Raw genomic sequence first — 18,762 nt, forward strand, 5'->3', positions numbered from 1 at the left:
GGCAAAGATGTTGATTTGCTCAAGAAAAAACTGTCTTTTGCCAAAATCCCCTTCAAGCAAAAAGAATAAAAATTACATTTAGAGGGAATATTTAGTACTTCCAAACCTCTCACTTATGATTAACACCACTTTCGACCACAAACTGGGAATCATACAAACTACTTATTCGGGCAAAATTACTGCGGAGGAAATAATCAGGTATGTTTTTAATTTAAGAATTCCGCAGAAACAAGAAAAAGAAATTCTATACTTCGAAGACCACACTGAGGCAGAGTTTATTTTTAGTCCTGCAGAAATTAAACAGATTGTACACACGCTTTATGCGAAAATAAGAAACAGTCATGGTATCAGGGTAGCAGTGCTAAACACCAGGCCGCGGGAAACAGCATTCAGTATCATTGCCATCAGACTGTTAAGGGCAGATAATTTGTATGCGAAAGTATTCTGTACCCGGCAAGCTGCGCTGGATTGGTTGCTGGTAAAACAAAAGATGGAGGTAGAGCTTTAGATTGCCTCTTTGCTACTTTTAAATACTTATTGGCAAGCTCATTTTTAGTATTTTCTCTGCATTTTTCACAGCCAGGATCAAAGGAATTAAGTGCCAAAGGATTTACTCAGAAACAAAATTGAGTCTGGCTTTTACAGCAAGTTTATTAAAAAGTTCTATTGCTTTTTAAACTTTAGAATCTCGTCGAGGTGTTTTCTTGCCATCTTTTCTTCGCGCTCGCGGGAAGTTTTACGATGATTCTCAAATTCTTCCTTAAGCATGCTCAATTCTATTTCTGCGTTTTTAACAAATTGTTTATTTCGCTTCAAAATAAGTAACCCTATTAACAGCAGAGTTCCAAGACCGAGTACAAGGCTCCACATAATGGTATTGTAAAGTACTTTTTGAAGATGAATACCGAAAAAACTGAAACTATTCTTTAGCTGCACTGCATTGTCGAGGTTTTGCTGAGTCTCTTGCAGTACTTTAAGCGTGGAATCAGCTGTTTGGTTACTGGCAGCCGCATCGTTTTTCAAAATCAGCAAAGTGTTGTCGTAGCGGTCAAGTGTATCGAGCAGGTTTGATTTGAATTTATTTAAAACAACCGATTTAATAATCTTATATTCGTTGTGCGCATAAGCCTTGTTTACCATATAGTTGAGCTGCGAGCGTATGCTGCCTGTATCGTAAACAGCAGTCTCGCTTTGGTTTGCAAGAGTATGTACAGAAAATAATGTACTTAGAAAAAGTATATATGTGGATGAAAAAACTTGTTTCATGGTGGCGATGGTTTTAGTAGTTCGGTAATTAATTAACGTGCAGCTTGTATAAAAATTATGAATATACACAACGAAATGGTTTATTTCAAACTGCAAGCGATAAAATTAAAAAATCATTGCTATTTAGCTGTAGAAACAGCTTTCTAAATTGCATAATAATAGTTATTGAACTTTTCACAGTTGTTTTTTACAGCTAAGAATCCACGAAAATACCTAGTAAGGTGGCTTCTTTGTGAGAGAATTCGAACAAATCGAAAAACTTTTAAGATTCGACTTGCGAACACAACATTTTTTTCTACATTTGCCCCTCGATTTAACAATCGTCCGATAGAAAAGATTTCGGGGTATAGCGCAGTCCGGTAGCGCATCTGCTTTGGGAGCAGAGGGTCGTAGGTTCGAATCCTGCTACCCCGACTAAAGGTCAACGAAAGTTGGCCTTTTTTGTTTTCAGGAATTGGCAGGATCAGTAACTATTTACAACAACTTAACCCTAAGGGGATCTTCAAAACTTGATGGGAATAATATTCCGGGGTACAGCGCAGTCCGGCAGCACATCACGCCCTGGGCGTGAGGGTCGTAGGTTCGAACGGCGAAGCCCTCGCGATAAAATGGAGCAATCCTGCTACCCCGACTAAAGGTCAACGGAAATTGGCCTTTTTCTTTCTATGCAAAGAGAAAAAATTGTTTCTACCATATTCGAAATTACAAACCTTGCAGCTGTCTCTGCAAGGTTTCCATAGGTTTCTGATCGATTTTTGCGATTCCTGTTTCGGGATGGTCAAGTGCTAAAATTAAAAACATGACCAGGGCAAAAACGATGGCAAGCAATATATTCACCTTAAAGCCTGATTTCCCCGAAACTCCAAGCTGATAACCAAGTGTAACCATGGAAAAACATGTGATAAAGAACAGGATCCATAATACTGCGGGAGGTATCCGGTACTCAAAGGTCATGGTGATACGCTGGTTATAATTATCGACTAATTCATTTACCGAGGCAGTATAAAGTGCATATACTTCCGAACTGCGGTCTTCGGCTGCAAGCTTTTCTGCAAAGCTCCATAAAGTATCCAGTATTTCCTGCGAACGACTCATCATTCCAGAAAGCTTCGAAGGATCATGGCTAAGATCAATTCGTAAATCGACATACTCGACCAGCAGATTTTTACTGTCGCTACAAAGTGGCTCAGGCAAAAGACCGGCACGCAGGTAGGTGGTTCGAATGATAGTAACCTCTTTTAGCAACAATGCTTTGCGTGCATCGAACCGATTGGCTGCAATTTGAAAGGTAAAAGCCAGCAAAAAAGCTAAAAGCGCAAATATTGCTCCCACCACGCTGCCCAATTGCTGAGGGGCTATTCCGTCTGATTTTTTTAGGTTGGATTTACCCCAATATCTACCAATAAGTATGGAGATAACCACAACCAGAAAAGGAAGAAAGAACATTGCTGATGCCTGGAGTAGTGAATGACTATTCATGTTATTGTTTATTGAATAAGTTACAATTATTATGAAAATCTCTCCTTAAAAAGGAGTAAATGTGCATGTGCAAACCCCATCAGAATTCTTTGTGCATACCCAACAAATATTAGGCTTGCTTTCTCACTGAAAAGAACTGATGAGGATAGAAACTATCATGCGAATAAATCTGAATCTCAAACACTAAAATTCTTAAAAATTAGCCAGCCACTATTTCAATTCAATGCTGTTGAAAAGATTTTTAAAACGATTTTCTCTTAAATTTATTAAGAAATTTTTGTTTTCGTTAATCTATTTTATAGATTGCAAACAATCGCAAATACTGAATAGCGTTTACCGAAATATTTTCGAATGCATTTTTCATTTGCTAAAAGTGAATTCACTAAACTTTAACCTCATCAGCTAACAAAATTTTTCCTTTATGAATCATAAAACCATAAAGTATGGCCTAACTGTGCTATTCGTAACTGTAATTTCAAATTTATCAGTTTGGTCGCAACCAAATACATTTATTGACGATAGCATTAATTCAAATGCTGAAATTACACAAGTTTATTCGAGTTTTATTCTTAATGAATCTAATTTTAATGAAGGATTCATTGTTTCGCCCTTTGAACTAATTGCTGGTAAAATTCCTGGTGTAACAATAGTCTCAAATAGTGGAATGCCAGGGAGTAGCTTTTCCATAACCACCAATGGCTTAAATAATTTCTCTAATGCCGAATCACCTGTAATAGTAATTAATGGAATTCCGATCTATAATAATACCGTATGGCTGCATCCCAATGAAATAGAAAGCATTACCTATTATAAAAATGCCGGTGCCCTTGGCTATTACAACGATAAGGCTTCGAATACGGCATTAATTATTCAAACCAAAAAAGGAGGCGATAAAATAAGTTTGCAATACAGCGGAACTATGGCAATCTCTTACTTACCAGAGAAAGTTGATGTGTTAACTGCATCGGAATTCCGACAGATTGGCAGTGAGAATTTAGATTCGACCTTTAATGCAGGCAATTCAGATATGGATTGGCAGAACGAGATTTTTCAGCAGGCAATTAGTCAGGACCATCATCTTAGTGCCAGCGGGACAATACCATATCTGAATCTTCCTGTGCGCGTTTCGGCCGGGAAAACCATACACGAAGGAATAATTAAAACCTCAAAATTAGAACGTACTACTACCACTTTAGCGATTACACCAGTTTATTTCGACAAACACCTTGGACTAAATTTCAATTTCGACTACAATAGTTTTAAAAATACTCTGGCAAATGAGGATGTTTTTGTGAGTGCCTGCCGCATAAATCCAACCTTTACTGCAGATGAATATAATTCAGCGAATTTTTTTAAACCTTCGATAGTACCAACTGATTTATTATATAAAACGAATACTGGCAATAAAGGAGAACAATACAATATGCAATTCGGGGTTGATTACCGGTTTCATCTCCTCCCCGAAATAAGCATCGGTTTCAATTACAGCCACCAAAAAACCGATAACAGATTAGAGTATTATTCCGATACGAATACTTTTTATTATAGTAACTGGAAAGAGATTAGCCAGCAAGACATCATAAACAGGACTTTAAAGGCATCATTAGCTTATATGCATGTAAATAAAGTAAATAAGAATTACATGAAAATTGCCTTTACGCAATATTATTATGAAAACGATACAGAAAGTGAGGAAGAAATCTACATCACCTCAGGATATCAGAGAGATTGGGAAAAGTCTATTTACAACCTTCGTTTTCGAATTATGAGTTTTGACTATGGGTTACATAACAAGTATTTCCTTAACCTTTATTTAAGAAACGAAAATGCAGACAACTATTATGAAAATGAGAACCTATTGAACTCATGGGGTGGTGGATTGGGATGGAAATTAACCGAAGAAAATTTCTTTGCTTCCCAATCGCGTATTAATAATTTGGTCTTTCGCACCAGCCTGAAAGTACCTTTGAAAGAAGAAAATTCAAACAGCCTATCAACAGAACTAAATGAAGAAAAACAGCGCTACTTCGACGTAGGAATTGATTACAGCTTGTTTGAAAATAAATTAACAGGTTATCTGCAATATATCGATAAAAAGAATACAGAATTGCATCAAACGATAATTGTCCCAAATGGTTCATTTTTCGGATACTATTTAGATGTAAATTGGGGTGAAGTTTGCAGCCGCAGTTTTGAATTCTATTTATCCTCTTTGCTGATTTACCGTGAACAATTGCAATGGAATATTGGCACTCATTTGTCTTACAATTATTACAATATTAAAACCCTTGTTAACTCGCCTAATGACCAATATGCAGGCACTCCTAAAGGAGAAATAGGAGGTGTCCCTGGAGGAAGAACTATACAAACTTTAAAAGAAGATCAGCCACCTTATGCTTTTTATACCTTACAACAAGTATATGAAGGCAACGGAAAACCATTGGAAGGAATATATTCTGACTTAACTCCGGATGACACCATTAATTATGATGATTTTAGGGCCATTGGCCAAATCACTCCCAAAGTAATTTTGGGAATTTCATCGGAGTTTAAATATAAAGATTGGGAGTTTTATTTTTCAGGGAGGTTGCATGCCGGACAATCAGTTTATAACAATAAAAATGCGCTGAGTTATTATGAGGCGCTTTATTATTATAATGTCACAACCAATGTCGAAGAAACGAAGTTTAACAGTTCACAAATTTATTCTGACTATTATGTCGAAAATGCTTCATTTTTCCGAATGGACTATATCGGTGTAGCATATGCTTTTCAGAACTTGGTTAAGGGTATTGGCAACTTAAGAATCAACGCTACACTTCAAAATGCTTTTACCATTACCAGCTATTCTGGCCTCGACCCTGAAGTAAGCAATGGTATTGATTATTACCAATATCCGCGGGCCAGAACATTCTCAATAGGTGTGCAATTAGGCTTTTAATTCGCTAATAACCCGCATTTAAACAGTATTCCCCTTATCTTGCCATTGGGAAATAGGACTCTGTATAGGGTTTTCCTTGTTTCTAAAAAAACGGCAATGAATATGTTCATCGTAAATATTGATAAAAAACTCTTCTGTTATTTATTCAACTCTTAATTGGTCTTGTATTAGAATGAAAATTAAGAATGCTCCCTTTGAAAATCTATTCTCACCTTTAAAAGGGTGTTATATTAACCCTCAAATAACTAGTCCATGTGGGAGTACATTTAGATACCTGCCTGTTTTCCTCCTAAATTCTCTTATCACATTCAGAAAAAAAAGAAAGCAGTATGAATATTCAATAAAAATATTTTCGTAGCTTTCAGAATAAATTCAATCATCAGATATTCTATGAACAAAGACCTTTTAAAACTACTACCAATTCCGGGTTTACTAACACTTGCAGGTGGATGTGCCCGTAATGTGGAAAACCAGACTTCTGTAGATAGCAGCCAGCCCGACCGCACTGTATTGCCGATTAAGGAACCTGCCCGACCAACCTATACTGAACTTGATGCGCGAAATGCCACTGCGCCCGAACGCTGGGAGGTAAAAGCTCCGGAAGATGCACCCAATGTAGTTGTTATTCTAATCGACGATATGGGTTTTGGAGTTGCCGATTGTTTTGGCGGGCCGGTTGAAATGCCCAATTTGAAGAAACTGGCCGACAATGGCCTTCGGTATAACCGGTTTCATACAACCGCTTTATCAGCCCCTACGCGCGTAGCATTATTAACCGGTTATAATCACCACTCCTGTAACATGGGTTCAATTACCGAAACAGCAACAGCCTTTCCAGGGAACAATGCTGTAAGGCCTCAGACGATTACTCCTGTTGCCGAAGTATTGCGCCAAAATGGTTTTAATACCGCTCAGTTTGGTAAATGCCACGAAGTACCACCCTGGGAACTTTCCATTTCAGGCCCTCAGGACAGATGGCCTACCCGCTCGGGTTTTGAAAAGTTCTATGGCTTTCTTGGAGGCGAAACGAATCAATGGGCTCCCCTGGTTTACGACGGTGTCACCCAGGTAGAGATTCCTCATGATCCAAACTACCATTTTACCACCGACATGACCAATCAGTCAATTTCGTGGATGAAAGCTCAAAACTCCTTAACCCCCGACAAACCTTTCTTTATATATTATGCTCCGGGTGCTACTCATGCTCCGCATCATGCTCCCAAAGAATGGATAGAAAAAAACAAGGGAAAGTACGATATGGGTTGGGATAAATTACGCGAACAAACACTGGCCCGACAGATAGAAATGGGTATAGTTCCTGAAAATGCAAAGCTTGCTCCCAAACCAAAGGATATAAAAGACTGGGATAGTCTCTCAGTTGACGAAAAGAAATTATTTACCCGTCAGATGGAAGTATTTGCCGCCTTTGCCCAACATACCGATTACGAAATTGGACGTCTGATTTCGGCTATAGAAGAAACAGGCGAAATAGACAATACAGTGATAGTTTTAATTGCCGGAGATAATGGTTCGAGTGCCGAAGGCCAAATGGATGGTATGTATAGCGAAATGACCTATTTCAATCAAATAAAGGAGACTGTGCCCGACATGCTCAAACATTACGATGATTGGGGATCAGAAAGTACCTACCCGCATTTTTCTGCAGGTTGGGCTGTGGCTTTGGATGCTCCGTTCTCATACACTAAACAGGTGGCATCGGATTTTGGTGGTACCCGAAACGGAATGGTTATAAGCTGGCCTAAAGGCATTGAAGCAAAAGGAGAAATCCGTGCACAATTCGGCCATGTGATAGATATTACACCGACTATCTACGAAATTACTCAGGTTCCTGCACCAAAAATGGTAAACGGTATTGCTCAAGATCCAATCGAAGGTACCAGTCTGGCATACTCCTTCGATAACCCGCATGCGGAAGAACAACACAAAGTGCAATACTTCGAAATGTTTGGCAACAGGGCAATCTATGCCGATGGCTGGTTTGCAAGAACTATCCACCGTGCTGCCTGGCAGTTTAAACCGGCAACAACTTTGCAGGATAATGTTTGGGAACTTTACAATACAGCCGAAGACTTTAGCCTTGCCAATAACCTGGCTGCACAAAATCCTGAAAAGCTAAAGGAATTGCAGGATTTGTTCATGAAAGAAGCAGAAAAATATCATGTATTGCCTATCGATGACAGAACATTAGAACGAACCAATGCTGCTTTGGTTGGCAGGCCCACAGTAATGGAAGGCAGAACCAGTATGACTCTTGCAGAAGGAATGAAAGGCCTTGGGGTGGATATCTTTATCGATCTTCGGAATACCTCATATTCCATCACATCAGAAGTGGATGTTCATGCCAAGGGCAATGGAGTAATCGTTTGCCAGGGTGGCCGGTTTGGAGGGCTCTCACTCTATCTGAAAAACGGTAAACCCATGTTTGCCTACAACTATTTGGGCCTTGAAAGCTATTTTGTGAGTTCCAATAAAACTCTGGAAGCTGGAAAACATACCCTTGTGTACGATTTTAAATACGATGGCGATGGCTTTGGAAAAGGTGGTGTTGGAACTTTACTGGTTGACGGCGTAAAAGTTGCCGAAGCCAAAATACCTAAAACCCAGCCCGGAATATTCTCTGTCGACGATCTTGCCGATGTAGGCATGGACGAAGGCACTCAGGTAGCCGACTATGGTGCTTCGCACAAATTCAATGGTAAAATTGAAAATCTGGTGATTGAAGTGAAGAAATAAACATTTTTTGATTTTAAAGAAAAAGCGGCTGAAACTTACTTTCAGCCGCTTTTTTTCTTTTCTCCTTTCCCCTCTTGAGAGGGGTTAGGGGTGTGTTCCAATTCTCCGCTTCAATTCCGCTATTGATAGAGCCTGTTCCGTTTTTACGGAAGGTTAGGGGTGAGTTTCCTTACTCCACTTCATTCCTCTCTCCTTATAGGTTCTAGAGTGTGTTCCCATTATTCGCTTCTTTTCCCCTCTTGAGAGGGGCCAGGGGTGTGTTTCCTAACTCAACTTAATTTCCCCCTCCTGATAGGTTTAATGTTTGTCCCAATACTCCGCTTCAATTCCCCTCTTGAGAGGGGTTAGGGGTGTGTCTTGCTGCGCCAGGCTCAATTTCCTCTCCTCATACTCCATCCTGGAAAGAACCAGGGGTATGTTTTTCAAATTCATCAATATAACTCTCAATTTCCCGAAGCACATTGTATACATCGTCCAACACTTCAGAATCCTGAAACCTCAACACACATATTCCCAGCTCATTAAGCTTTTTATTTTTAATCTGATCTTTCTCAAACACCTCATCTAGTTGGTGGGTATAGCCATCTAATTCAATTGCGAGCATTAACTCGTTGCAGAAAAAATCGACAATAAAATTATCTATTGGTTTCTGCCGATGAAAATCATAGCCCCTCATCTGCTTTCCATTCAAGAATTGCCAAAGAAATATCTCCGACTTCGTAGAATTATTTCTCAGTTGTCTGGCCAGCTCTTTAAGCTTCGGGTTATAAGGAATTATTTTTCTTCTTGTGTTCATGCATTTTTACACACCCCTGACCCCTCTCAAGAGGGGAAGGGAACTGCTACCAAATCTACTTATTACTAATGTGCTAAACTGTTTTAAAATTTTAACCTTGTAAAGATTTGATTGACATCGCCCATTTATGTAAATATTAAATTCAATGCCTTAGTTCCCCTCTTGAGAGGGGTTAGGGGTGTGTTCCCTTACTTCATTTCCCCTCTCTAGAGGGTTCAGGGGTGTGTTACCCTACTTAACTTCATTTCCCCTCTCAAGAGGGGAAGGGAACTGCTAACAAATCTACTGTGCTAAACTGTTTTAAAGTTTTAACCTTGTTAAGATTTGATTGACATCGCCCATTTATGTAAATATTAAATTCCATGCCTTAGTTCCCCTCTCGAGAGGGGCTAGGGGTGTGTCTTTCAACCTATCTCTCCTTCGCCCACTGCCTTACATTCGAGGCTGCACGGTTACTACTAATTTCGTTGGCCATAAACTCGAAATAAGGTGCAGTGTGTTTGTAAAACTTCTTAAAACCGGCGCACAAATAGTTCAACCCTGGTTCTCCTTCAGGCGTATTGATTATCCTATTCTTGGGGCATTCGCCATTGCAAAGCTTTACATAATCGCACTTTCGGCAATAAGCCGGCAAAGCATCGCGCTTATTCCGGCCAAATTCTTTTTGAAAGGGCGACTGCATCATATCCATCAGGTTGCCGTTCATAATATTTCCCAGTTTAAATTCGGGAAATACATAATGATCGCAGGAATACACATCACCGTTAAATTCCACAGCACCAGAATTACCACAAGTTTCGGCATAAATGCAGAGCGGTGGCGGCACTCCCAGCCAGTTGGCAAGAATGCAATCGAAGGTTACCACATAATAATCACCCACATCCTTGCGAACCCATTCATCGAAAATTTTTATGAGAAAATCGCCATAATCTATCGGATCTACTGTCCAGTCGGTGACTTCTGCCTCCTTGTCAGTTCCGGGATGCTGAAGTTTTAGTTCACCGGGACCGGCATTAATATCGACAGCTTCCACAATGGGTGTAAACTGCATGTAACGACTACCTATGCTTTTAAGAAATCTGTAGACCTCTTCGGGAAATTTTGCATTGTAATCGTTTACCACCGACAGGGTATTAAATTCTACTCCATGTTTCTGAAGCAATTCCAACCCGTGCATCACCTTGGCAAAACTGGGCTGATTGCCTTTGTTTCGTCGATACCGGTCGTGGCAATGTTCGGGACCATCTATCGAAATGCCAATAAGAAAGTTATTGTCTTTGAAGAATTTGCACCAGTCGTCGGTTAAAGTTGTACCGTTAGTCTGAAGAATATTTTCTATTTTCTTGCCATTGCTGAACTTTTTCTGTAGTTCAAATGCTTTTTTATAAAAATCCATTCCCCGTAAGGTAGCTTCACCACCATGCCAGGTAAACAATACTGCCGGAGCCACCGATAAGTAAATGTACTGTGCCACAAACTGACTGAGCACTTTATCGTTCATAAACCAGCGCTGTGGGTCTTTCGGGTATAGCTTTTCCTTTTCGAGGTAGTAACAATAGGTGCAATTCAGGTTACAAACTGAACCAACAGATTTGGTGAGTAAATAAATAGGCAAGGTCGGCTTTGCGCGGTAGGATTCCATTTTATCGTTTTTTCAGCGAAATCAAATATGCTGCGATTCTACAAATAAAAAAATTAATTAACAGCTAAAGTTCAATTGAAAGCTTTCACAAATTCAGTAAATAGGAGCCTAATAAATGACCAGATATGAAAGCCGGCGCTGAATTAAACCAAGAAGTCTTTGGTGACTCAGAAAAAAAGCATTTAAGAAAATGAAGTTTTCTAAAGTAAGCCCTGATCCTTTAGCTCATAAATCAGATCTGATATGTGGGTCTTGCCGCTTTTGGTTAAAATATTAGAGCGATGGGTATTGACGGTGTTTACACTAAGAAATAATTTTTCGGCTATTTCTTTGCTGCTCAGTCCAGATTGAACAAGTCTCACAATCTCTAATTCTCTGGTAGATAAATCAGGCCCAATCGATAACAATTCTTCATCAGGAAATCTGAAGAGAGATAGGTCTTTCCCTTTATAATGATGGAAAAGATTGTTTTTCATCTTAAACCAGTCGATTTTACTAATTACCTGAATTAAAAAAACAGCGTTGTGTGGCACAGGTGAATAAAAGAAATAGGCTTGACAGATATAATTATGGTAATGTCCTTCAGGATTTCTTAATCTTATTGAAAATGAAGCCAGAGCACTCGCTTTATTGGTTTCCTGCACCTCCTTCTCAACAACAAATGTTAAGGCCCTTAACAGACCTAATCTGCTTAGATCGTCAGGGTGGGTTACCTCTACAAAATGATTTGGATTCAGCTCGCGAGGTTCTATACCGAGCAAGCGTTTTATGCCTTCACTGGCTAACAAAAATTTAATCTTGCCTAAATGAGAAACAGTAAAAAACTGGTCATTTTCATCCATTGCCTCATTCAGCTTCAATATAATCGGGTCAGTGGAGTTAATAGTTGAAAACCCCGACGGTAAATAGGATTCGATAAAATCGAAAAAGAGACTGTAATTGTAAGGTCTTTTCATTACACTACGGCTAGATGAATTATTTAATAATTCCAGTTTCAAAGCTAAAAAAAATACTGATGGCTAGGTATTGATTCAGATTATAAATAGCTTGAAATTTGATCTGTCAGAAGCGGTAATATCTTTTGGTTTTTAAAGATTTAGGATAGTGCACATCTATAATTGAAATTATGGCTGAATTAACAGTTCAACTATTTCGCGACTATTTTGGTGGAAGCTGGTTGGGAAAGATTAGCAAAAATGGTGATTTTCAGCGCGACATTGTTTTTAACTGGCCCGAGATGAAAGGTAAATTCACCTCATTTGGAACCGAAGCTGGCCTGATTGTGCCTCCTGGAGGCGGAATTTTAGATAATACCAAACAGATAATTATTTCAGGCTGGCGATCAGATATAAAACGATGGTGCAGCACATGGCACAACGAATTTGGAGGCCATGGTGAGTTACAATGGACATCGCAGGATATAGTAAACGGAGTAACCTTTCTTTATGGTTTTGTGCACGAGTGCAAGCAGGAGGGCGATGATCCGACAGAACATATTCTTTTATGTGAAATAATCGATCAGAACAATTTTAAATATACCCTCCAGAGTTTTAGAAAGGGAATTGTTGAAATTGCCGCCACCCGCATTAGAACTGCCCGAGAACTCAGGGCCATATTGGCGACTCAGACTAAGAATATTAAGACGTTTGAACAAATAGCAAGCAATAAATAGGTGCTAAACACCTCAAAAAGAATAGAATAATAATAAATAAAAAAAACTATGGCAAACGAAAAAATTAAAGTTACAACGTTTGAAAACACAAAATTGAACGTGGTTAAGTTGAATTGGAAAGAGGTGTATTACACCAATTGTCCGCTGGTTTCGGCCAGTAACGTAGATGAAGGCTTAGGGCTTACCAAGAAAGAGTTTAAAAAAATAGGGGTGAAGTTTGCCTACATGCGCTCGACCCCCGAAACCGATTGGTATCCCCACTACATTCACAATCAGGAAAACCTTATCCGCTTTGGTGGTTTGTTTCCTCCTATCGAAGTCCATGCCGATATCCGTCGCACCAAACTTTTGGGAGTAACCCAGATGCCAGCCGAAGGTGGCGTTATGATGGTTCGCGCCAAGGACAATATCTACCGGATGGCTGAATTAAAGGGCAAAAAAATCGGTATTTCAAAAAGTATGAACCAAATTAAAAACGATTGGTGGCGCATACAGGAGCATCAGGGAATTGAGTTGATGCTTCGGATGAACGGCATGACTATGAACGATATTGAGTTGGTTGAGTTTCCCTACGCCGATGACTGGTATAATTTACCGGAAATGATGAAAGCCACCATGGAACAATCGATTGATTTGTGGCTGGCGCGTGACCATAAGCGCGACCTGGCTTTCCGTCCGCTGGAAACCGCTTTGGAAAGTGGAATCATCGATGCCATGTACATGCAAACCAAACCGCTTCAGCAGGTAAGCGAAGCAACGGGTAAGTTTGCCGCCATCGAGGACCTTTCCCGCTATCCCGACTGGCGCCTTCAGGTGGCTAACATTCCTGCAGCTATCACTTGTACCGATGTTATGGCCAAGGAACACCCAGAACTCGCAGTCACATTTATGAAAGGTATGATTAGAGCCGGTCGCTGGGCTAATCAAAACAAGTATGCTGCAGCCGAAATTCTCGACCAGCAGACCTTCTACCGCGATGTGGAGGCTACTTACCAAGGCATCAGAGATGTTGATTTGGTGCCCAACCTTTCGCCTTTGAATCTCGCCGCTGTTGCCATCGGTAAGGATTTTATGTTAAGCCATGGTTACATCAAGAATGATTTTGATGTAAACGAGTGGGCTGCACCTGAATTCCTAGAACAAGCAGCCAGAGAATTGTTGGAAGAAGAATGGAAAAAACGCACCACTTCAAAACTTCCTCAAACAGCAGGTTCATTAAAGTCAGGCGGAAGAATAGGCTAACAGAAAGGAAACTCAGAATTAAATAAGTATAACTGAGGTGAACAAAATAAAAAGGACGGTAAGTGGCAAAAACTGGATTTGCCGTCCTTCTTTAATGACAAGTCTTGAAAAATGAGTACATCGTACAAATTAGATACAATCATCAAGGTTGATGAGAATTTATGCATCAATTGTGGAAGTTGTGTCAGAGCTTGTCCGGTTCGTTTAATTACCAAAAACCTCTTTCCGGTTCCAATCGAAAATTCGTGGGATCAATGCATTGATTGCGGACACTGCGTGGCAATCTGTCCTACCGAGGCACTCCAGCAGCGTTCAATGAAACCTGAGGAATGTGAGCCAATTGATATTCATTTAATCCCTAAGTGGGATAAAGTAAGACAGTATCTGATTTCGAGACGATCTATAAGGACGTTTATCAAAAAGCCCATTGAGAAAGAGAAAGTAGAACTCCTTTTAGATATCTCCAGGTTTGCACCAAACGGAGGTAACCAGCAGCCTTTAAGGTGGATTGTAATTAATGATGCCAAAAAAATCCGCGATGTGTCGGAAATGGCCATTGATTGGATGAAAATAGTAAAGGATACTGACCCTGCATTTTATCAGGAAGCAAAACTTTCAAGGTTTACAGAGCCATGGGAATTGGGTGTTGATAGCATTTCAAGAGGTGCCCCCTGCTTAATAGTTGCCTATGCACCTGCCGACAACCGTTCTGCTATGGCCACTGCCATGATTGCCATTCATCAGATTCAACTGGCAGCACCCGCGTTAGGTCTGGGAACAACATATACAGGAATCATCAATACTGCTGCAAAAATGTATGCACCTTTGATGGATTTGCTGAAAATTCCTGACGGCTTCATTCCTTATAGTTCATCAGTAATAGGATATCCGGCAGAAAGATACTTGCGTATTCCTACACGTAAGCCGGTGGATGTAAAATGGATTTAAATAAAAAATTCTTAAAAATGAAAAACCTTCTAACCCGATTTTCCTATAATTCAGCTTTTGTTTGTATTGCACTGTTCTTATTTGTCAACATTAATTCTGTTTGTGCATAGCCTGCCGATTCCAATAAAAAGTGGCACTACCTTAACGATATGTACCTTATGTTGTGAATATCGTTGAGGAAACCGGGCTCGACAGTATATTTGCATTCAACAATCAGGGATTTAAAATCAAGACCATTCGAAATCAAAGCAACCCATTCTCTCTCAAATCGTGAATTACTTCGTAAATCGACAATTTTCCTGATTTTTTAAGAATATTAGTGCGATGGGTATTGATGGTATGGTGGCTTCTGAAAAGTTTCTCCGCAATTTTTAAACTGCTATTCCCATCATCAATAAGTTTAATAATAGCAAACTCAGTATTCGAAAACCTATTCGTAGTCATAAATAATTCATTATCAGGAAAACGAAAATAGGCTGGGTTATCGCCACTGTAAAAATGAAATCCCTTGGATGTATTTTTTATCTCTGAGATATCGGTGAGAACTAAATTCAAAAAAACTGATTCGTAAGGAACCTTGCTATAAAATAAGTTGGCCTGATAAAGGGCATTAAAGTAAACACCATTATGTCGTTTTGCCCTGAAGTTTGCCGACATGATTTTTTGCCCCCCTTTTTGGATGAATAATTCCTGGGCCAAACTTATCAGTTTTGTCCGGGCAAGTTGATGCCTGTCGTAATCATCGGGGTGTGTGGTGGTTAAAAAAAAACCTTGGGTAACTTGTTCGGGGGCTTTGCCAAATAAGGTTGTTATGCCTTTACTTACATACAGCATATCCATCAAAATGACATCTGAAATATAAAAAAGCTGACGATTCATTTCCAGACTATTTCCCAAGTCTGAAATCCAATTATCCGATGAAATTATGCCTTCAATTCCGGCTTGAGAATAAGCCTCAAAAAACTTCTGAAACAAACTGTAGTCATAGTATCGGTTAAGCATCCCTTAAAAGCTAACTAATTGTATAGGTTACAGCCGTAAAAGTAGCAAAAAATACTGTTTATTCAGTATTGCGCTCACTCATCTATTAGCGTAATTTCATGGCATCAAATTATTTTATTTTTTATGGCGACCCATAAGGAAAGTATCGACAAATTGGTCATCAAACTTAGTGTTTTGGGGAATAGAATCAAGAAACTTGAGGAGATAACCGATGAAATATTACATGAAGTTGACATCGAATACAAGAATCAGATTAAAGCGTTGAACATTAAAAGAGATGCCGCGAATAACCAACTTTTGAAACTCAAAAAATCCTTTGATATAAAAAATGGAACAATAAAACAACAATAACGCGTACATTAAAAATTAGAAAGGAATAGTAAAATGCCAAACGTAAACAACATCAGAACAGCAAAGGTAAAAGCCGATACCGCGCGTATTGACAGGCTTAAAGAAAGGCAGAGAACCACGCCACAGGAACTCGATTTCGAGCGGATCAGGATCATGAAAGATGTATATGAAGAGACGCAAGGTGACGTACAAATACTACGGCGCGCCAAGTTCCTTGCAGCTATGCTGGACCGCAAGAAGATTTTCATCGACGATAACCTCTTTGTTGGAACCATGGCAGGCAGCTACATGGCAATTTATCCCAATCCTGAATGGAATGTACTATGGATGAAGGAAGAAAAAACCGTTGAGAAATCGAAAACCCCTGAAGACCGGGAAGCCAATGAATGGGCTCTCAATTACTGGGATAAGCGGGGATTGAAGAGCCGGACAGAATCGATATTCAAACAGCGCTATGGTTTTGATCCAAGCCCGGCATACCAATCTGGCCTCGTTGTTCCTTTCCATGACTGGCCTGGTGGTGGTGGCAACCTCAACTACCCCTTGGTTTACCAACAAGGCCTCGCCAGTGTTATCCAGGACGTTGAAGAGCGGATGATGTCTCTTGAAATGCGTTTGGAGAATACCGACAAACTATACTTTTACCAGTCCAGTCTAATAGTGATGAAAGCGATTATCCGCTGGGCTAACCGTTACGCCGCGCTGGCCCGTGAGATGGCTGAAAAAGAGAAAGACGCAACCCGCAAAGCGGAACTGATTGCCATTGCCGAAACCTGCGAATGGGTTCCCGAGCACCCTGCACGCAACCTGCGTGAAGCCATTCAATGTCATTTCTTCTGTCACCTGGTAGCCGAACTTGAACAGGTTGGCTGCGGTTACTCACAGGCCTACCTGGGCCAGAACCTGGAACCCTACTACCAGGCTGACAAGGCTGCAGGACTTATTACCTATGACGACGCCGTGTTTATGTTCGAGAACCTGGTTATCAGGCTGAATGAGATCAACTACTATTATGGCGAAAAGGTCGCTGTCTCTAACTCCGCCGACCTGGGACAGAGCATTACGCTTGCAGGTTATACCGAAGATGGTGATGATGCCACTGCAGAGATGGACTATGTGGTGCTCGATGCTTGTATATACCTGTCTTATCCCCAGCCCCCCTTATCATGTGCACTCACCCCAAAAACTCCAGGCAAGTTTATCGAAAAAGTACTCGATTGTATCGACACCGGTGTTGGCATGCCGCAGTTTGTCAATGCCGATGTAATGATGAAGCGAGCCTTGTATCTCTGGGGCCGCAACGACAGGGTAGGCGACCTCCCGTTGGGGAAAGCCCGGCGCACTTGTGTCGGGGCCTGCGTGGGAAGTTATATCCCCTATGAAACCGGTCACCCGGTAGAAGGACAACCCAACCTCGGAAAGATACTCGAGTTGACCCTGAACAACGGATTCGATCCGCGCACCAAGATGCAGGTAGGGCCTAAGTCGGGAGATCCCGAAAAATTCAAAAACTTCGAAGAATTATATACGGCTTTCGAGCAGCAGCTGCAATTTTGTGAAGACACACTCCGACGCGGAGCTTGGATTTCGAACATGCTGAATGCTGATTTCCTGCCATGTACCTGGCGCTCTATCCTTACCAAAGGATGTATTGAAACCGGAACCGAAACCTGGAAAGGTGGCGCCAACTATTACACCGTGGCACAGATTTCTGTAGGTGGCGTTGATGCAGCGAATGGACTCATGGCCATTAAGCATCTTGTATATGACAAGAAAAAGCTGACCATGGCTGAATTGAAGAAAGCCCTGGCAGCCAATTTTGAAGGGGAATACGAGAAGGTTCATAAGATGTGCTACATAGATGCGCCTAAATACGGCAACGACATTGACGAAGCTGACTTCATGCTACGCAAAGTGAACAACAGCATTTTGCATGCTTTCCAAAGTGTCGATGGCGGGGGTAATTACATCAGCAAAAACATGAAGACCTCTCTGGATCAATACACCAAGAGTATCCACAACCTAATGGGTATGGTAACCGGCGCATTGCCAACCGGCAAGAAGGCCGGGGTAGCACTCACCGATGGAAGCTTGTCGGCCATGCCGGGTACCGATGTCAACGGAGCTACCGCGCTGATAAATTCTGCAGCTAAAGCGAATGATGCTACTAAGTGGTGTGCCACACACATGAATTTGAAGCTCCCACCAGAACAGTTGAAGACCCGCAAAGGCAGGGAAAGCATGATGAACCTGGTAAGGACTTTATTTCAAAATGGTGGCTATCACATTCAGTTTAATGTACTGGATACAGCGATGCTGAGAGACGCACAGAAACATCCGGAAAAATACAGGGATCTTGTGGTTCGTGTTGCTGGTTTTAGTGCATTCTTTACCAAGTTGCATGTAGGTGTTCAGAACGAAGTTATTGAACGTACGTTGCAAAGATGCGAATAAGGCAGAATTAGCCTAAAATTAAGTAAGGCATGGCGATTGTCATGCCTTACTTAATTACTGACTTTTTTAAAGACCTCAGCGAGGTCGAATGTTTATAGACAAAGTTTGGAAAACCGAAAAGTACGACCCCGGCCGGGGTCGAATATCTATTTAATCTATTCTTTTCTATAAACATTTGAAACCGCTGGTTTCATAAAACAAAAAAAGAAAAAAAT

General features: G+C 40.6%; 14 protein-coding genes and 1 tRNA gene. 9 read left to right on the top strand and 6 right to left on the bottom strand.

What is annotated here, in order from left to right; genetic code table 11:
• The first annotated feature begins 115 nt into the window (after window positions 1-115).
• Complete coding sequence (locus tag IPM71_03205; protein QQS51747.1) at window positions 116-508, top strand: hypothetical protein; 393 nt, start codon at window positions 116-118, stop codon at window positions 506-508.
• A gap of 155 nt (window positions 509-663) precedes the next feature.
• On the opposite strand, the gene IPM71_03210 is transcribed toward IPM71_03205, so the two are convergent.
• Complete coding sequence (locus IPM71_03210; GenBank protein QQS51748.1) at window positions 664-1,266, bottom strand: hypothetical protein; 603 nt, start codon at window positions 1,264-1,266, stop codon at window positions 664-666.
• Between the two features lie 340 nt (window positions 1,267-1,606).
• Between IPM71_03210 and IPM71_03215 the strand changes: the two genes are divergently transcribed.
• Window positions 1,607-1,680 (top strand) — tRNA-Pro (locus IPM71_03215).
• Window positions 1,681-1,968: 288 nt separating this feature from the next.
• On the opposite strand, the gene IPM71_03220 is transcribed toward IPM71_03215, so the two are convergent.
• The gene (locus tag IPM71_03220) at window positions 1,969-2,745 is read right to left on the bottom strand and encodes a DUF4239 domain-containing protein (GenBank protein ID QQS51749.1); all 777 of its coding nucleotides are present in this window, start codon (window positions 2,743-2,745) and stop codon (window positions 1,969-1,971) included.
• Between the two features lie 421 nt (window positions 2,746-3,166).
• Between IPM71_03220 and IPM71_03225 the strand changes: the two genes are divergently transcribed.
• Together IPM71_03225 and IPM71_03230 are read left to right on the top strand one after the other, a co-directional pair.
• The gene (locus IPM71_03225; protein ID QQS51750.1) at window positions 3,167-5,686 is read left to right on the top strand and encodes a TonB-dependent receptor plug domain-containing protein; all 2,520 of its coding nucleotides are present in this window, start codon (window positions 3,167-3,169) and stop codon (window positions 5,684-5,686) included.
• Window positions 5,687-6,076: 390 nt separating this feature from the next.
• Window positions 6,077-8,440 (top strand): arylsulfatase, encoded by a 2,364-nt coding sequence (locus IPM71_03230; GenBank protein QQS51751.1) that lies wholly within the window; start codon window positions 6,077-6,079, stop codon window positions 8,438-8,440.
• 385 nt (window positions 8,441-8,825) lie between these two features.
• Here the strand turns inward: IPM71_03230 and IPM71_03235 are convergent, their stop codons facing one another.
• From IPM71_03235 to IPM71_03245, 3 genes are all read right to left on the bottom strand, one after another.
• Window positions 8,826-9,236, bottom strand: coding sequence for a DUF559 domain-containing protein (locus IPM71_03235; GenBank protein QQS51752.1), 411 nt, complete (start codon window positions 9,234-9,236; stop codon window positions 8,826-8,828).
• 409 nt (window positions 9,237-9,645) lie between these two features.
• The gene (locus IPM71_03240; protein ID QQS51753.1) at window positions 9,646-10,878 is read right to left on the bottom strand and encodes an anaerobic sulfatase-maturation protein; all 1,233 of its coding nucleotides are present in this window, start codon (window positions 10,876-10,878) and stop codon (window positions 9,646-9,648) included.
• 200 nt (window positions 10,879-11,078) lie between these two features.
• Window positions 11,079-11,876: a hypothetical protein gene (locus tag IPM71_03245; protein QQS51754.1), complete on the bottom strand. Its 798-nt coding sequence runs from the start codon at window positions 11,874-11,876 to the stop codon at window positions 11,079-11,081.
• A 128-nt stretch (window positions 11,877-12,004) separates the two neighbouring features.
• On the opposite strand from IPM71_03245, the gene IPM71_03250 reads away from it, so the two are divergent.
• From IPM71_03250 to IPM71_03260, 3 genes are all read left to right on the top strand, one after another.
• Complete coding sequence (locus tag IPM71_03250; GenBank protein ID QQS51755.1) at window positions 12,005-12,550, top strand: hypothetical protein; 546 nt, start codon at window positions 12,005-12,007, stop codon at window positions 12,548-12,550.
• A 48-nt stretch (window positions 12,551-12,598) separates the two neighbouring features.
• A complete protein-coding gene (locus IPM71_03255; GenBank protein ID QQS51756.1) occupies window positions 12,599-13,792 on the top strand; it encodes an ABC transporter substrate-binding protein in 1,194 nt (397 codons plus the stop codon).
• Between the two features lie 111 nt (window positions 13,793-13,903).
• On the top strand, window positions 13,904-14,740 hold the full coding sequence (locus tag IPM71_03260; protein QQS51757.1) for a nitroreductase family protein: 837 nt from the start codon (window positions 13,904-13,906) through the stop codon (window positions 14,738-14,740).
• Window positions 14,741-14,983: 243 nt separating this feature from the next.
• Here IPM71_03260 and IPM71_03265 read toward each other — a convergent pair whose 3' ends face one another.
• Window positions 14,984-15,742: a hypothetical protein gene (locus IPM71_03265; GenBank protein ID QQS51758.1), complete on the bottom strand. Its 759-nt coding sequence runs from the start codon at window positions 15,740-15,742 to the stop codon at window positions 14,984-14,986.
• A 123-nt stretch (window positions 15,743-15,865) separates the two neighbouring features.
• On the opposite strand from IPM71_03265, the gene IPM71_03270 reads away from it, so the two are divergent.
• Window positions 15,866-16,093, top strand: coding sequence for a hypothetical protein (locus tag IPM71_03270; GenBank protein QQS51759.1), 228 nt, complete (start codon window positions 15,866-15,868; stop codon window positions 16,091-16,093).
• 33 nt (window positions 16,094-16,126) lie between these two features.
• Window positions 16,127-18,547, top strand: coding sequence for a glycyl radical protein (locus IPM71_03275; protein QQS51760.1), 2,421 nt, complete (start codon window positions 16,127-16,129; stop codon window positions 18,545-18,547).
• Window positions 18,548-18,762 lie beyond the last annotated feature (215 nt).

The sequence above is a fragment of the Bacteroidota bacterium genome (assembly GCA_016699695.1).
Taxonomy (GTDB): Bacteria; Bacteroidota; Bacteroidia; order Bacteroidales; family UBA10428; genus UBA10428.

Bases quoted from the DNA above. Each gene is read 5' to 3' on its own strand.
- IPM71_03225 (QQS51750.1), top strand. From the start codon at position 3,167: ATGAATCATAAAACCATAAAGTATGGCCTAACTGTGCTATTCGTAACT.
- IPM71_03260 (QQS51757.1), top strand. From the start codon at position 13,904: ATGAGTACATCGTACAAATTAGATACAATCATCAAGGTTGATGAGAAT.
- IPM71_03240 (QQS51753.1), bottom strand. From the start codon at position 10,878: ATGGAATCCTACCGCGCAAAGCCGACCTTGCCTATTTATTTACTCACC.
- IPM71_03270 (QQS51759.1), top strand. From the start codon at position 15,866: ATGGCGACCCATAAGGAAAGTATCGACAAATTGGTCATCAAACTTAGT.
- IPM71_03210 (QQS51748.1), bottom strand. From the start codon at position 1,266: ATGAAACAAGTTTTTTCATCCACATATATACTTTTTCTAAGTACATTA.
- IPM71_03235 (QQS51752.1), bottom strand. From the start codon at position 9,236: ATGAACACAAGAAGAAAAATAATTCCTTATAACCCGAAGCTTAAAGAG.
- IPM71_03205 (QQS51747.1), top strand. From the start codon at position 116: ATGATTAACACCACTTTCGACCACAAACTGGGAATCATACAAACTACT.
- IPM71_03275 (QQS51760.1), top strand. From the start codon at position 16,127: ATGCCAAACGTAAACAACATCAGAACAGCAAAGGTAAAAGCCGATACC.
- IPM71_03255 (QQS51756.1), top strand. From the start codon at position 12,599: ATGGCAAACGAAAAAATTAAAGTTACAACGTTTGAAAACACAAAATTG.
- IPM71_03230 (QQS51751.1), top strand. From the start codon at position 6,077: ATGAACAAAGACCTTTTAAAACTACTACCAATTCCGGGTTTACTAACA.
- IPM71_03250 (QQS51755.1), top strand. From the start codon at position 12,005: ATGGCTGAATTAACAGTTCAACTATTTCGCGACTATTTTGGTGGAAGC.
- IPM71_03220 (QQS51749.1), bottom strand. From the start codon at position 2,745: ATGAATAGTCATTCACTACTCCAGGCATCAGCAATGTTCTTTCTTCCT.
- IPM71_03265 (QQS51758.1), bottom strand. From the start codon at position 15,742: ATGCTTAACCGATACTATGACTACAGTTTGTTTCAGAAGTTTTTTGAG.